Source organism: Ruegeria atlantica (genome assembly GCF_013032505.1).
In the GTDB taxonomy this organism is placed as follows: Bacteria; Pseudomonadota; Alphaproteobacteria; order Rhodobacterales; family Rhodobacteraceae; genus Ruegeria; species Ruegeria atlantica_F.
Genome location: NZ_WQCG01000008.1, coordinates 39,707 through 55,266, shown reverse-complemented (window position 1 = coordinate 55,266; position 15,560 = coordinate 39,707). Strand labels below are relative to the sequence as shown.

At 57.8% G+C, this 15,560-nt stretch carries 13 protein-coding genes; 7 read left to right on the top strand and 6 right to left on the bottom strand.

Annotation, left to right across the window (positions count from 1 at the left end; translation table 11 throughout):
• Positions 1–45: 45 nt before the first annotated feature.
• Together GOW92_RS20955 and GOW92_RS20950 are read left to right on the top strand one after the other, a co-directional pair.
• A complete protein-coding gene (locus GOW92_RS20955; protein ID WP_170564450.1) occupies positions 46–1,266 on the top strand; it encodes an N-acetylmuramoyl-L-alanine amidase in 1,221 nt (406 codons plus the stop codon).
• A 95-nt stretch (positions 1,267–1,361) separates the two neighbouring features.
• A complete protein-coding gene (locus tag GOW92_RS20950) occupies positions 1,362–3,848 on the top strand; it encodes a penicillin-binding protein 1A (RefSeq protein WP_170564448.1) in 2,487 nt (828 codons plus the stop codon).
• Here the strand turns inward: GOW92_RS20950 and GOW92_RS20945 are convergent.
• Positions 3,842–4,675: an aminoglycoside phosphotransferase family protein gene (locus GOW92_RS20945; protein WP_170564446.1), complete on the bottom strand. Its 834-nt coding sequence runs from the start codon at positions 4,673–4,675 to the stop codon at positions 3,842–3,844. The genes GOW92_RS20950 and GOW92_RS20945 overlap by 7 nt on opposite strands.
• A gap of 76 nt (positions 4,676–4,751) precedes the next feature.
• Here GOW92_RS20945 and prfB point away from each other — a divergent pair, with 76 nt between their 5' ends.
• The 3 genes from prfB (at position 4,752) to GOW92_RS20930 (ending at position 8,275) form a co-directional block, all read left to right on the top strand.
• The gene (gene prfB, locus GOW92_RS20940; protein WP_170564443.1) at positions 4,752–5,879 is read left to right on the top strand and encodes a peptide chain release factor 2; all 1,128 of its coding nucleotides are present in this window, start codon (positions 4,752–4,754) and stop codon (positions 5,877–5,879) included.
• Positions 5,880–6,063: 184 nt separating this feature from the next.
• Positions 6,064–7,458 carry an amidase gene (locus tag GOW92_RS20935; protein WP_170564440.1) on the top strand — a complete coding sequence of 465 codons (1,395 nt, stop codon included), beginning with the start codon at positions 6,064–6,066 and terminating at the stop codon, positions 7,456–7,458.
• A gap of 34 nt (positions 7,459–7,492) precedes the next feature.
• A complete protein-coding gene (locus tag GOW92_RS20930; RefSeq protein WP_170564437.1) occupies positions 7,493–8,275 on the top strand; it encodes a DUF2189 domain-containing protein in 783 nt (260 codons plus the stop codon).
• Positions 8,276–8,280: 5 nt separating this feature from the next.
• Here GOW92_RS20930 and GOW92_RS20925 read toward each other — a convergent pair whose 3' ends face one another.
• From GOW92_RS20925 to GOW92_RS20915, 3 genes are all read right to left on the bottom strand, one after another.
• Positions 8,281–9,015, bottom strand: coding sequence for a helix-turn-helix domain-containing protein (locus GOW92_RS20925; protein WP_254453105.1), 735 nt, complete (start codon positions 9,013–9,015; stop codon positions 8,281–8,283).
• 280 nt (positions 9,016–9,295) lie between these two features.
• Positions 9,296–9,856 carry an acetolactate synthase small subunit gene (gene ilvN, locus GOW92_RS20920; RefSeq protein ID WP_170564431.1) on the bottom strand — a complete coding sequence of 187 codons (561 nt, stop codon included), beginning with the start codon at positions 9,854–9,856 and terminating at the stop codon, positions 9,296–9,298.
• A gap of 67 nt (positions 9,857–9,923) precedes the next feature.
• A complete protein-coding gene (locus tag GOW92_RS20915) occupies positions 9,924–11,675 on the bottom strand; it encodes an acetolactate synthase 3 large subunit (protein WP_170564428.1) in 1,752 nt (583 codons plus the stop codon).
• Positions 11,676–12,097: 422 nt separating this feature from the next.
• Here GOW92_RS20915 and GOW92_RS20910 point away from each other — a divergent pair, with 422 nt between their 5' ends.
• Together GOW92_RS20910 and GOW92_RS20905 are read left to right on the top strand one after the other, a co-directional pair.
• A complete protein-coding gene (locus GOW92_RS20910; protein WP_170564425.1) occupies positions 12,098–12,943 on the top strand; it encodes a HalD/BesD family halogenase in 846 nt (281 codons plus the stop codon).
• A gap of 48 nt (positions 12,944–12,991) precedes the next feature.
• A complete protein-coding gene (locus GOW92_RS20905; RefSeq protein WP_170564423.1) occupies positions 12,992–13,375 on the top strand; it encodes a bleomycin resistance protein in 384 nt (127 codons plus the stop codon).
• Between the two features lie 83 nt (positions 13,376–13,458).
• Here GOW92_RS20905 and GOW92_RS20900 read toward each other — a convergent pair whose 3' ends face one another.
• Both GOW92_RS20900 and GOW92_RS20895 read right to left on the bottom strand, forming a co-directional pair.
• Positions 13,459–14,106 (bottom strand): response regulator transcription factor, encoded by a 648-nt coding sequence (locus tag GOW92_RS20900; protein WP_170564419.1) that lies wholly within the window; start codon positions 14,104–14,106, stop codon positions 13,459–13,461.
• Complete coding sequence (locus GOW92_RS20895; RefSeq protein ID WP_170564416.1) at positions 14,103–15,536, bottom strand: cache domain-containing protein; 1,434 nt, start codon at positions 15,534–15,536, stop codon at positions 14,103–14,105. The genes GOW92_RS20900 and GOW92_RS20895 overlap by 4 nt, the downstream gene beginning before the upstream one ends.
• Positions 15,537–15,560: the final 24 nt, after the last annotated feature.

Sequence of the window (15,560 nt, the reverse complement as noted above, 5' to 3'; positions counted from 1 at the left end):
ATGCGATAGGGTGCCAGACAAACGATCTCGGGAAAACTTGAGGCCATGAGCAGGATCATCTACGCCATTGCGCTTTTCTGGGCGCTGTCGACAGCTGCCGTCGCGCATGACTTCAGCGCGCTTGCACGCGTATTGCCGGATGACAGCCGAATTGTGGACGAAGGTCGCGCCGGGGTGCGGGTCAATCTTGGCCTCAGCCAGGGTGTGCCTTACCGCGTCTTCACGTTGCAAGATCCCTACCGAATGGTGCTGGATTTTCAAGAGGTTGACTGGACAGGACTTGACCGAGAGGCCTTTCTGAAGACCGATCGTATCAGCGGGGTTCAATTCGGAGCATATGTTCCCGGCTGGTCACGGATGGTTCTGGATTTGGGCGCACCTTTGGCGGTCGAACGCGCCGAGATGAAAATTGATCAATCGACCGGAGGGGCGCAGCTATCACTGCTCCTGCAAGGAACTGATTTCGATACATTTGCGGCTGGCGCAGGCGCACCCCGTCAACAAGGCTGGGATTTGCCAGAGCCTGCGGTAACCCCGGCCCAACCGCGCCGTGGCGGATCAGGTGCGTTGCGGGTCATGCTCGACCCGGGTCATGGTGGCATTGATCCGGGGGCCGAGGTCGACGGTTCAGACGAAAAGACCTTGATGTTGACCTTCGCGCGCGAGCTTCGCGAACATCTGTTGCGGACCGGAGGGTTCGAGGTCGTCATGACGCGTGTTGATGACCAATTCGTCTCGCTAGAGCGGCGCATTGCGCTGGCGCATCGGGCGGGAGCGGACGTGTTTATCTCACTACACGCGGATATTCTCTCCGAAGGGCGGGCACATGGTGCAGCAGTTTATACCCTGTCCGACGAAGCTTCGGATGTGGCCAGTGACAAACTTGCCGAAAGGCATGACCGGGGTGATCTGATCTCGGGCATTGATCTGAGCGGCGCAGATGATCAAGTGGCCGACGTATTGCTGGATATCGCCCGTCAGGAAACCAAGCCCCGAACCGACGCGCTTGCTCGGGCGCTGGCTGACGGCATGACCCAGCAGGGCGGCCCGATGAACAGCAGGCCGATCCGCACGGCCTCATTCTCTGTTCTTAAGGCGGCGGACATCCCTTCGGTGCTGGTCGAGCTTGGATTTTTGTCCAGTCCGCGCGATTTGAAGAACATCCGAAACCCGGAATGGCGCGTAGGTATGGCGCAGGGCATAGTGGATGGGTTGAAGAAATGGCGACAGGAAGACCTGATAAAACGATCCCTGATTGGTCAGTGACCCTGCGACATAAACCGGCTATTATTGGCCATCGTGTTTTGACCCTGCGCCGGGCCATCACTATATAGACGTCACCGCGAGTAAAAGGCAGTAACGTGATCCGTTTCATTCTTTCGATTTTCGGGGCGATCTTCAGCCTCGTGACTTTGGGTATCTTTATGGCCGCGCTGGTCGTCGGCGCGATCTTTTGGATGTATGGGCGCGATCTGCCCAGCCACGAGTCGCTGGCACAATACAAGCCACCGACGATCAGCCGAATCTATTCGGGCGAAGGCCAGCTGATCGACGAGTTCGCGCAGGAACGCCGTCTGTTCACACCGTCCGAGGAAATCCCCGATCTGGTGAAGCAGGCGTTTATCTCAGCGGAGGACAAGAATTTCTACACCCATCAGGGCTATGACCCGCGCGGTATCATTGCCGCCGGTGTCGAGGCGGTGAAGTCCAAGGGTGAGAATGTTCGGGGTGCCTCGACCATTACGCAGCAGGTGATGAAGAACTTCCTGCTATCCGGTGACCGCCGCGCCGAACGAAAGATTAAGGAAATCATCCTCGCCACCCGGCTTGAGGATACGCTGGACAAGGAACAGATCCTCGAACTTTACATGAACGAGATCTTTCTGGGTCAGAACTCCTATGGCGTGACCGCTGCTGCGCAGACCTATTTCAACAAGACTTTGCAGGAACTGGAACCGCACGAGGCCGCAACCTTGGCCGCGATGCCCAAGGCGCCTTCGGATTATCACCCGGTTCGGCAAAAGGACCGCCTGCTGGCGCGCCGGAACTATGTCCTGCGCGAGATGAACCAGAACGGGTATATCGATCAAGCGACCTATGAGGTCGAAGTCGAAATGCCCCTCCGCTCGGTCCAGAACGGAGATTTCGAAAGTTTCCGTACGGCGTTGCCGCCGCGTGACTATTTCACGGACGAGATCCGCCGCCAACTGAGCGAGGATTTCGGCGAGGGTGAATTCTTTACCGGCGGTTTCGCGGTTCGGGCTTCTGTTGACGAGGCAATGCAGCTTGAGGCAGCCAAGGCCTTGCGCACCGCGTTGCAGAAGTACGACCGTTCACGTGGGAAGTGGCGTGGTACGGGCGAGGTGATCCCAGAAGAAAAACTGGCGGATGAGGCGCAATGGCGCGAAGCTTTGGCCATCATGGAAATTCCCCGCGACGTGGTGCTGCCGACTCAGTGGTATCCGGCCGTTGTTCTGAGTGTGGGTGACCAGCAATTGACCGTAGGGATCGAGGACGGTCCGGCAGACGGCATCGTCCCGCGTGCTGACATCAAATGGATGCAAGGTGATTTTGCGGCGAACTTCAAGCGCGGTGACGTCATTTTGGTCATGGCCGGAGAGGAAGGCCAGTGGTCCGCCCGGCAGGTGCCCGAAGTGCAGGGCGGCTTTGTTGCGATGGACGTGAACTCGGGCCGTGTTTTGGCGATGCAGGGCGGGTTCTCGTATCAGGATTCGGTGTTCAACCGCGCCACGCAGGCGCAGCGCCAGCCCGGCTCCAGCTTTAAACCCTTCGTCTATGCCGCTGCGCTGGACAGTGGTTACAGCCCAGCGACCATCGTCGTGGACGCCCCGATCGAAGTGAACACGCCGCAGGGGCTGTGGCGACCCAAGAACTCTTCGAACAAGTTCTATGGTCCGACGCCGCTGCGCACCGGGATTGAACAATCGCGGAACCTGATGACCATTCGTCTGGCGCAAGAGGTAACCATGCCGGTCGTGGCCGGTTACGCGGAACGCTTTGGCGTCTATGACCGTATGGGTGCGTTTCTGGCGAACTCGCTGGGGTCCGAAGAGACAACTCTGTATAAAATGGTGGCAGCCTACGCGATGTTCGCCAATGGCGGCGAGCGCGTAGAGCCCACGCTGGTCGACCGTATTCAGGACCGGTTCGGCAAGACGATTTATCGCCATGACGACCGGCAATGTCTGGATTGTAACTCGGCATGGATTGAACCGGATGAGTCGCCCACCATCGAGACCAACCGCAGCCAGGTCATGGATGCGATTACCGCGTATCAGCTGACGTCGATGATGAAAGGCGTCGTGGATCGCGGTACCGCGTCGGCCCATGTCAACCTGCCGGTGCCGACTGCGGGCAAGACGGGTACAACGAACGAGTCCAAGGATGCGTGGTTCATCGGCTTTACTTCTAACATCGTTGCCGGTTGCTATATTGGCTACGACCGCCCGCGCCCGATGGGGCGGGGGGCATATGGTGGCACGATGTGCGGTCCCGTTTTCCAGAGCTTTATGGAGAAAGCCGTCGAGAAATACGGTGGTGGTCCGTTTGAGGTGCCAGAAGGTGGCCATTTCATCAAGATCGACCGCTTTAGCGGCGCGCGGCTGCCGGCCGATGCATCGGGCGACTATGTTGTGGCCGAGTATTTCCGCGATGGCGTCGACGGCTTCATTGACCGCGTCTACGACGGTGGATTTGCAATGGGTTCCGACCTGCCACTGTTCGAAGAAGCCAGCTCGGGCCGTCAGGTGACCACGTCGACGGGCAACACAGTGACGGTTGGTCCGAATGCCAGCCAGGGTGACCTTTCAACGGGTGGTCTTTACTGATCATTTGCCAGCAGAAGCAGATGCAACAAATCTGCTTCTGCATCGTATGTGACGGTTCCGTCCGCGCGCCAGAAAATCGACAAGGCACATTTCGCAGCCGCCCATTTGGCAAGTCGAGGCTCGGCGACGTGCATGGCGTTCGCGTAAAGCTTTAGGCCGAACGCAATCTGTTGAGGTCGGCGGACCCGTTCAGGCATGCCCTTGGGGTGGCGCAGGGCATTGGCCAGTTCAAAGGCTGGGTCGCCAATATACCCCTTGGCATCAAAGACCCGATGCCCAGCGGGCGTTGCAATCACATTGTCATGATGCAGATCCCCATGCAGCGGAACAATGGTCTCTTGCGTGTCCAGCAGGTGGCGGCCGATGCTGATCGCGTGAACCATGTCATCCCTCAGCCGGGTTGGGCAGTCGTCTGAGAACTGGCAGTCGAAAATCGGCGCGAAAACCTCATGCAACGTTTTCAGCCCGGTTCCATTGACCGTTGGATTTTCGTGCAATCGACCCGCAGCTGTCGCCAGACCAAGTACAGCTTCATCCGGGCGGCCTGACCGGGCGATGTCTGCCAACGATGGTCCTTCAAGCCACTCGGTCAGAACGGCATTGCGAGCTTCGGCCAGCACGTTCACAGCGCCCCGTTCGCGCCAAAGGCGCATCAGATGTGGGCCGGCTGTTTCATTCCCGCGGTTTGGGCGACGATAGATCTTGAGGGCCGCAGACGTATTGTCCAAAGTCCGGACCTTCCACACGCAAGCATGGCCGGTATCCGCAACGAGCTGAGGGTCTTGCAAATCCCATCTTGTCAGAAACTCGTTCAGCGCGTTTTGCATTCCGTCTCGCCTGTCTTGTGGTGGCCCGCGCCTCTTGCTATCACGCAGGCCTGATTGAGCAAGTTGGGACAAGACCATGCGCGCCGAAACCCAGAACACCGTGGCGGAAATCGAAAAGTCGCTGGAGCTGCTGGCGCAGCGCATGGACTATGAGACCGCCCCTCATCGTCTTGAGGAATTCAACGCGCGGGTCGAAGATCCCAACCTGTGGGACAACCCCGAGAACGCGCAAAAACTGATGCGCGAACGTCAGATGTTGGTGGACGCCATTGAAACCTATGAGTCGATCAAGACCGATCTGAGCGACAATATCGAGCTGATCGAACTTGGTGAGATGGAAGAGGACGAAGAGGTCGTCACTGACGCCGAAGATGCCATTCAGAAATTGGGGGCGAAGGCCGCCAAGAAAGAGCTAGAAGCGTTGCTGGACGGCGAGGCCGATGGTAATGACACGTTCCTCGAAATCAACTCGGGCGCCGGTGGCACTGAAAGCTGTGACTGGGCATCGATGCTGGCGCGCATGTATGTGCGTTGGGCGGAGAAGAAGGGCTATACCGTCGAGCTGCAGTCCGAGACGGCCGGAGAAGAGGCGGGCATCAAATCCGCTGCCTACAAGATTTCGGGTCACAACGCCTATGGCTGGCTGAAATCCGAAAGCGGCGTGCATCGTCTGGTGCGCATTTCTCCGTTCGACTCGGCAGCCAAGCGGCATACGTCGTTCAGCTCGGTCTGGGTCTATCCGGTGGTTGACGACAATATCGAGATCGAGGTGAACCCCTCGGATATCCGCATCGACACCTACCGGTCTTCGGGTGCGGGTGGTCAGCACGTGAACACCACGGACTCGGCGGTGCGGATCACGCACATTCCGACCGGAATCGTTGTGACGAGTTCTGAGAAGTCACAGCACCAGAACCGTGATATTGCTATGAAAGCCCTGAAATCGCGCCTGTACCAGCAGGAGCTGGACCGCCGCAATGCCGATATCAACGCCGCGCATGAGGCCAAGGGCGACGCGGGGTGGGGCAACCAGATCCGGTCCTATGTTTTGCAGCCTTACCAGATGGTGAAGGACCTGCGTACCAACCATGAGACCTCGGACACCAAGGGTGTTCTGGACGGCGATCTCGATGGGTTCATGGCCGCTACGCTTGCAATGGATGTTGCGGGAAAAAGCCGGTCCGAGGCTCAAGGCGACAGTTGATTAGAGTAAGGTGCGCTGCCCCTTCTTCGCAAGCGTAGTTTCCCCTGGGATACATTCAGACAGAAAGGGACCCGCGCGCCGATGTGCGCGTGGTAAAAGGTATATGTAAAACACGGGTTTAATTGGTGTTGTGGCCCCGTTAGGCTGATCGCGACTTAGGAACACTGAATGCGATGGGTGCCGAATGGATTTAAGCCAGACAACCGCGACTGCTTTGCTGGCTGAGCTTTCGGCTCGACGCCTTTCTGCCTCTGATCTGATGCGTGCAACCTTGGATCGTATCAGATCAGTCAACGGGCCCCTGAATGCGATTGTTGCCCTGCGTGACGAGGAGGCTTTGATGGCCGAAGCGCGCGCGCTGGATGAGGGGCCGGTGATGGGGCCACTGCATGGGTTGCCGATTGCGGTCAAGGACCTGGTGAATGTTGCCGGAGTGGTGTCGTCGCAAGGATCCCCGCTGTTTCGCGATCATGTCCCGGACCAGGACGATCTGATAGCGGCGCGGATGCGCGCTGCGGGCGCAATCCTGATCGGCAAAACGAATACGCCAGAATTCGGTTTGGGCTCGCACACATTCAATCCTGTCTATGGTGCAACGTGTAACCCATATGACCACTCCAAGACGTGCGGTGGATCCTCGGGCGGGGCGGCCGTTGCACTGGCGACCGGGATGGTAGTTCTGGCGGATGGCTCGGACATGATGGGCAGTCTTCGAAATCCAGCAGCGTGGAACAATGTCTATGGGTTTCGTCCCAGCTGGGGGCGCATACCGCCTGAGCCGGCGGGGGACGTATTCCTTCACCAGTTGTCCACGCTTGGTCCAATGGCCCGAACACCTGAAGATCTGGGTGTCCTGTTGGATGTGATATCAGGACCGGACCCGCGTCATCCTGCAACCCCGCACAGCCCGGCAGTGTCCCCGGTACAGGCGGCAGATCTATCCGGCATGCGAATTGGTTGGTTGGGCGACTGGGGTGGAGCGTTCCCGTTTGAAGACGGTATTTTGGACCTGTGCCGGGACGCCCTGTCCGTTTTCGTGCGGTTGGGGGCGCAGGTTGAACCCGTCGCCCCGCCGTTTGATGCGGAACAAATGTTTGAAAGCTGGTCGACATTGCGATCCTGGAGCGTGGCGGCTGGCCTGGATGCGCAGTCAGAACAGCGGGCACAGTTGAAAGACACGGCGCAATGGGAGCTGGACCGCGGGCAAGCCTTGACGGCGATGCAAGTGCATCAGGCGAGTGTTGTACGATCGGATTGGTTCCGACGAGCGGCTGAGTTGTTTGAAGTGTATGATGGGCTGATCCTGCCATCCGCACAGGTCTGGCCATTTGAGCTTTCGGTTCCGTTTCCCCCTGAGATCGCGGGCAAAAGCATGGATACCTATCACCGCTGGATGCAGGTCATGGTTCCGGTCAGTCTGATTGGATTGCCATGTCTGTCGGTTCCGGTGGGTTTTGGGGAAGGTGGGTTACCTATGGGTATGCAGGTCTTTGGCCCGCGTGGGGCGGATGCGCGTATACTTGCGATCGGAGCCACATATCACGCCGCAACAAGGTGGCCTCAAAAACAACCGGCTTGAGGAAAACGCCGGAAAAAGGGAGGAGAAACAGAGCATGGAAAAACCCTTTGGGGTCCCGGATATGGGACCGGTGAATGCCGAAATTTTGCGCGAGGCGTTGCGCCGGGCCTGGGCGGATTTCCGTCGCGCGCCTGTTTTTGGGTTATTGTTCGGTGCGTTCTATGTGCTGGCGGGGTGGGCTATGGCGTGGATCACGGTGCAGACTCAGACGTCTTATTGGCTTGTGCTGGCCGCGATCGGTTTCCCTTTGCTTGGCCCATTCGCAGCGGTGGGGCTTTATGAGGTGTCACACCGGCTGGAACAGGGTGAACCATTGAATTTCAAAGAGGTTTTTGGCGTGGTCGTGCAGCAGAGCCGCCGTCAATTGCCGTCCATCTGCGCGATCATCGTAGTGATTTTTCTGTTTTGGTTCTTTCTGGGCCATATGATCTTTGCGCTGTTCATGGGGCTGTCGACCATGACCAACGTTTCCAGTTCGCTTGAGGTCTTTTTGACGCCCAATGGCCTGACAATGCTGGCTGTCGGAAGCGTTGTGGGGGCCATTTTTGCGATCATTCTTTATATGATCACAGTCCTATCAATTCCGATGTTGCTTGACCGGGAACTGGACTTCGTGACCGCGATGATCGCAAGTTTTGCCTATGTCCGTGCGAACCCGACGGTCATGTTGGGGTGGGGGGTGTTCGTGGCTGTTGTGACATTTCTGGCAATGATCCCGTGGTTTTTGGGACTGCTTATAGTGCTGCCGTTACTGGGGCATGCCAGCTGGCATTTGTATCGCCTGATCACTCTGGCAGGAGGCGGTAAAGACGCCTGAAAGACCTAAGCGGCGCTTTGCTTGAACCGCTTGGCTGCGCGCGCCGCTGGCAGCGCGGCCTTGGCCTGGGTGCCCAGGTAGTCTAGCGATATGCGGCGCATTGTGGTCGCTTGGGCGTTTGTTTTGGACAGGCAAATTGCAATACCACGCCACCGCTCGGAATTTTCCTCAGCGCCGCGCGTCACAAGATAGATACGGCTGTTTTGGGCTGCACGGCTGGCCATTAGGATAAAGATCTGGCGCCCGGCACAGGCTGCAATGCCCTGAACCTCACGTCTGGTTGTGTCCGCCGGTATCCCTTCATTTTCCGGCTCATAGCTGCGCACCAACGTGCACTGCGGCAAGCGTCGCGTGTGGATCAGACGGTGCCGTGGCATGGGACTTCCGTCCAGCCCTGTTTCGGTTGCGTAATAAAAGCCTGCCGGCAACAGGTTTTCGGTCAGTGTCGAGGGGCCGGATCCCAAAAACTCGGTCAGGGCCGAGGCGGCGGGATGTTCCGGAGGCGTTTCAATTTCATCCAACGGTAACAATAGGATACGAGCATCGACTTCGAAGAACCGGCACATGCGATCCAGAACATCGGGGCGGGGAAAGCTCTCGCCCGCCAGATATCTGTTGAATTGGGTTCTGTTGATGCCAAGCTGTCGGCATAGTTCGGAGACGGACGAATATTGCCGCGACAATTGTCGCAGATTGGCGCCGAACATCCGGCGTAATTCATCAGGACTGCGGATACTCATGGTCATTTCTGTCCCAGGTTCCAGAGTGTAATTCCAAAAGCGCGACGCACCCGACCTAGTGGCCGTTCATGCATTCTCAATCGTACTGAGGACCCTAGCTGGCGCATCCCAACACCACGCTACACCCCGACGTTAACGTTGGGGCAGGTAAACGCAATAGACTTTATGTCATTTTGTATGATCTTTTCGGCGCATTCATGCGCATAAGCAACATGCCGTTGTTTATTGAGCACGTTGTGGGAGTTTCCTCGCCCCACCTCTTCGGGGCGAGGGACAAAAGTCAATCGCCGCGCAGAAGGGCGGCCACGCCGGTGCGCGCGATCTCAACCAGACCCAGCGGGCGCATCAGGTCGGCGAAAGCGTCGATCTTGTCCGGGGCACCGGTGATCTCGAAGATGAACGAATTCAACGTGCTATCGACGACGCTGGCGCGGAAGATATCGGCCAGACGCAGTGCCTCGACCCGCTTGTCACCTGCGCCGACAACCTTGATGATGGCCAGTTCGCGCTCGACCGATGAGCCTTCGACGGTCAGGTCATGCACGTCCCGCACCGAGACGATCCGACCCAGTTGAGCCTTGATCTGCTCGATCACCTGAGGGGTGCCCGTGGTTACAATGGTGATGCGGCTTAGGTGGCCGGTATGATCAACTTCGGCGACGGTCAGGCTTTCGATGTTGTAGCCACGGCCCGAGAACAACCCGATAACGCGGGCCAGAACACCGGGTTCGTTCTCGACCAGAACCGCGATGGTATGGCGTTCCTGCACGTCCGAGAAGGTGGGGCGTAGGTTATAGGCGGAATGGCGTGTTGCGCCTTTTTTGATATGTAGGGCAGACATTTATGTCCCTTTCATAATCCAGTGATGGCCGGGCACTGGGGTGCCCGACAAAATCCGTCAAAACTTGTCAGACCAGAACCGAGCCTTTGGAGTCGATCACGCCCTGCGTCTCGGCTTCGCCCAGCAACATCTCGTTATGCGCTTTGCCCGACGGGATCATGGGGAAGCAGTTCTCGTGCTTTTCAACAAGGCAGTCAAAGATCACCGGACCGTCGTAATTGATCATCTCCATGATCGCGTCGTCCAGATCGGCGGGGTCGGAGCACAGGATGCCCTTGGCCCCAAAGGCCTCGGCGAGTTTGACGAAATCGGGCAGGGCCTCGGACCACGAATGCGAGTAGCGCTCACCATGCAGCAGCTCCTGCCATTGGCGGACCATGCCAAGGCGTTCGTTGTTCAGGATGAACTGTTTAACGGGCAGGCGGTACTGTGCCGCAGTGCCCATTTCCTGCATGTTCATCAGCCACGATGCCTCTCCCGCAACGTTGATGACCAACGCGTCAGGATGCGCCATTTGCACCCCGATAGAGGCTGGGAAGCCATAGCCCATTGTGCCCAGACCACCCGAGGTCATCCAGCGGTTTGGATCTTCGAAACCCAGATACTGCGCGGCCCACATCTGGTGCTGCCCAACCTCTGTTGTCACGTAACGGTCGTGGTTTTTGGTCAGTTCCTCAAGACGTTGCAGCGCGTATTGCGGTTTGATCGTCTTTTCGCTGTTGGTGTAGGCCAGACAATTGACCTTGCGCCAGTCGCCGATCTGGTTCTGCCACTGCTGAACGCTGGCGGCATCGGTCTTGCGACCGCGTGCCTTCCAGACCTTGAGGATATCCTCAAGCACGTGGGCCACGTCCCCGACAATCGGAATGTCCACGCGGATCACCTTGTTGATCGAGGATGGGTCGATGTCGATATGTGCCTTCTTCGAATTCGGCGAGAACGCGTCGATCCGCCCGGTGATGCGGTCATCGAAACGTGCGCCGATGTTGATCATCAGGTCGCAGTCGTGCATCGCCAGGTTGGCCTCGTAAAGGCCATGCATACCCAGCATGCCAAGCCAGTTTTTGCCCGACGCCGGGTAGGCGCCCAGACCCATCAGGGTCGAAGTGATCGGAAAGCCGGTTGCATCGACCAGTTCCCGCAGCAACTGGCTGGCGGCCGCGCCGGAATTGATGACGCCGCCGCCGGTATAGAAGACGGGTTTCTTCGCGGTTTCCATTGCGGCAACCAGTTCGGTGATCTCTTCAAGATCGCCTTTCAAAACCGGCTGGTAATGCGAGGTAGAAGCGTTCGGAGTGCTGTACTCGCCCGAGGCGAACTGGACGTCCTTGGGAATATCGACAAGCACCGGGCCGGGTCGACCCGAGGTGGCGACGTGGAACGCCTCGTGCATCGTTTCAGCCAGCGAGTTCGTATCCTTGACCAACCAGTTGTGCTTGGTGCAGGGGCGGGTGATGCCAACGGTGTCAGCCTCCTGGAACGCGTCCGAGCCGATCATGAACGTCGGAACCTGTCCGGTCAGAACCACAATCGGGATCGAATCCAGCAGCGCATCCGTTAGGCCGGTCACAGCGTTTGTTGCGCCGGGGCCAGAGGTCACAAGGGCAACACCGGGTTTGCCGGTTGACCGCGCGTAGCCTTCGGCTGCGTGAACCGCGCCCTGTTCATGCCGCACCAGAATGTGACGGATATCGTTTTGCAGAAAGATTTCGTCATAGATCGGTAGCACGGCGCCGCCGGGGTATCCGAATACCGTGTCCACGCCCTGATCCTTGAGGGCCTGAACTACCATCTTTGCGCCGGTCATCTCACGTGTCATCTGCTTTGCTCCGTTCGCGACATGTGTCTTGCGTTTGACAAAAAAAAGCCCCCGAGATTTTCGGAGGCGCATGGGTTCGATTATGGTTTACCGTTACCGGCCCATGCGCGTGTTTCCTACGATTACGACTAGCGTTCTCATCGCCAGAGGCTCCTTCTTTGCGTGCAGGGACATTATGAGCCGAGGAAAGGGGCGTCAACAGGCAATTGCACCAATTTTCTAACTCGCAGGGTTAATTTTGCGACATTTTATTGCGCAGATTGACGCATGCGGGGAATATTCAGGAAAAGTCCCCTCTTTTGCGCCCAAAACGCTGCCTCGAGGGCGGTCAAAAAGCGGCATCGCAATGTCCGAAACAAGCATGATGGGCGGTTTTGACTGCTGCACGCTGAGATTGACCGAACAAAAAAGGGAGGCGGAGGATGATCCATGATCTGATAGATCTGGGGCGATATCCGATCGATTGCCCGGGCTCGCGCGCATATGATCGGTTGATTGATGATCTGCGCCGAGAGTTGGATCAGGACGGCTGCGCCGTTCTGCCCGGTTTTATTCATCCCGAGGGACTGGCGCTGCTATTGAAAGAGGCGGACACAGTGGCCAATCGAGCGCATCGTTCGTTCAACCGCACCAACGCCTATTTCACACGGGACGACCCTCGGTTGGATAGTAATCACCCGATACGACGGTTTTATGACCGGTCAAATGCCTTCGTTCCGGCAGACAATTTTACCAAATCAGGCCCGTTGCGCCGTATCTATGAATTCGAGGGATTTTTGCCCTTCATACGCGATGGGCTGAATGAGCCGGAAGATCGGTTCTTTCGCTATGACGATCCGCTGGCGGACGTGATCGTGAACGTGGTCGAGGAAGGGCAGGGCTTTCCCTGGCATTTCGATACCAACAACTACACGGTGACGTTGGCCATTCAGAATGGCGAAGCGGGTGGGGCTTTTGAATACGTGCCGAACCTGCGCAGTTCTAAGGATGAAAATTTTTCGTCCGTGGCCTCTGTGCTGGACGGAAACCGCGCGCTGGTCAGGACGTTGGAGTTGCAACCCGGGGATCTGCAGGTTTTCAAAGGCAGGTACGCGCTGCACCGGGTCGCGCCGGTCAAAGGCGCACGCAGCCGTTATGTCGGCATCTTTTCTTTTGTCGAAGCCGAAGGCATGTGTGGCGGGGTTGAACGAACACGCCAATTATATGGGCGCGTTCTGCCACACCATCACAAGCGTGAGGGTTTGCGACAGGATCGTCTGTTGGATTGACCTGTGTTATGTTGCGGGATGTCGGAACGTTGGAAACCGGAGGCTAACGTGCCTGAAATTTTACAACTTACACCATTCGTTTTGTGTTCTTCCCTTCAAAACCAGATTGATTTCTATTGCGACCGACTGGGGTTCACCTGCGGTTTCAGGCAGGACAATTATGCGTTTCTGTCGCGCGGCAAAGTCGCCATCCGGCTATTGGAATGCCCGCCCCGTGAAGATGGTCGTGCATTAGGGGACGATCAGTCTTTTTACATCGACGTAGACGGAATTGACGATCTTTATGAAAGTCTGAAGGAAGGGCTGACCGATCTACCCGAAGGGCGCGTGCGTGCTCCGTTTGATCAACCGTATCTGCAACGCGAGTTTCACGTTCTCGACGAGGATGGAACGTTGGTATTTTTCGGTGAGGACATTCGACCAAGGTCATAAGGCCAAAGGCTCCCGCCCGCCGTCGATGCGCCTTTGGCGCACCTCCTTCGGTTGGGCCGGGCAGCGTGGGCCGCGCTGCGGGGTCAAAAGCCGGGGCTTGTGCCCTGCAAAACGCCATGTTCAAGCGCGTAACGGGTCAGGCCGGCGGTGGATGAAATCCCCAATTTGCGCTTGATGTTCTTGCGGTGCGTTTCAACGGTTCTGACAGAGATGTCCAGCGCTGCGGCGACTTCCTTGTTGGATTTGCCCTGTGCCAATTCCAGCAGGATTGTCTGTTCACGTCCGGTTAGTGCTTCACGGGCGCTGTCGCCTTTGGGCTGCAGCGATCCGCTGGCCCCGGTGCAAAGATACTGCTCACCACGCATCACCACGTCGATTGCCTGTTTGATCTCGTCTGTGGGAACGTCCTTGAGAACGTACCCGCTGGCACCGTGGCTGAGCGCGGTCGAGATGTATTCGCGGCTGTCATGCATGGACAGGATCAGAATGCGTGTTTGAGGTAGCCGTTCAAGGATGATCTCGGTCGCGCTTAGTCCCCCAAGGCCGGGCATGTTGAGGTCCATCAGGATCACGTCCGGTGCCAGATCGGTGGCCTGATCAACGGCCTCTTGTCCGCTGCTCAGCGTTCCGACCACCTCGATCTCATCATAGCTTTCAAGGATTGACTGAATCCCCTCGGCGACCATCGGGTGGTCGTCGACGATAAGAACCCGGATTGTCTGATCGCTCATGTACCGGCCTTTCGGTTAGGCGTTGCGTCTTCTTGCGGCGGCAGCATGTGGCTGAGGGGCAGGCTGACCTCAATCACCGTGCCGCTGCGTGGGGCGCGTGATGACAGAATGCGCAACGATCCGTCAAGCTGTTCGATCCGTTCCTGCATGTTGCGCAGGCCGATACCGGGGTTAGCCGGATCAGGAGTGGTGCGTAACCCACGGCCATTGTCGGTTATCCGCATTGTTGCGCCTTTCTTGTGGCCGCGCAGGTCGATTGTAACACGGGTAGCGCCGGAGTGGCGTTCAATATTGGTCAATGCCTCTTGAGCAATACGGTAGAGGGCGATTTTGCTATCCTGATCCAGCCGATTGCGGAACACCACGGTTGAGAATTCGGTCTCGATCCCGGTGCGTTCACAGAAATCGTCGGTCAGAGCCTTGAGGGCAGGGCCAAGGCCCAGATCGTCCAGAACGCCGGGCCGTAGATCTCGGCTGATGCGGCGGACTTCGGTAATGGCTGACCCAAGCGTATCGATCCCCTTGTCCAGCGGCTCGCGCGCACCGTCGTCATCACCGCGTGACAAACGGCGGCGCGCATTGTCCAGAGTATAGCGCACGCCTACGAGGATCTGGCTGATGCCGTCATGAAGTTCGCGCGCCACGCGGCCACGCTCTTCTTCTTGCGCGTCGAAAACCCGCTGTGTCAGTTCCTTGAGTTTGGCATCTGCCAGACGGCGTTCGCGGACGTTCAGCAACATGCCCGAGGCGAAGACGACCAACACCGCAGCAAGAACAATAGCGCCGATATACGAGAACGTCCGTTGCACGCGGGCCTCGACCTCGGCCCGCGCGTTGGCGACTGTCGCGACGATGTCGTCGATGAAAACTCCTGTGCCGACAGCCCACCGCCAGTCCTGCAGGCCGACCACATAGGCGATCATTTGTGCCTCTTCGCCTGTCGAAGGTTTTTGCCACATGAAACTGTGCCAGCCCGCACCTTGACGGGCCAGGCTGATGAATTCGTCCACAACAGGGATGCCGTCGCTATCGGTCAGCCCCTCCCAGTTCCGGTTGATGAATTCGGTCTGGCGCGGGCTGACTAGATTGTTGCCGTCATAGTCATAGACAAAAAAGAACCCGTCCTTGCCGTAGATCATCGCTGACAGGATTTGCGTCACAAGGTTCTGCGCGACCTTATCCTCTGTGGATGCCCGTCCGTAGATGTAGGCAAACCCGTTTCGAGCCTGCGTGACATAGTTCTTAAGCTCTTCTTTCTTGGCTTCAATCAGTCGCCGCTCAAGCGCTTCAATTTCGCGTTCGGCGGTTGCCCGGGATTCCTGAACCACGAAGAACGCAATCGCGGCCACTGCGACGACCAGAGGGATCGCCGCCACAAGCGACAATTTCTGACCATAGGTCAGCGAGATCAGATTACGGAATCCCCTCATAGGCGAATCGATACGCAAGCAGGC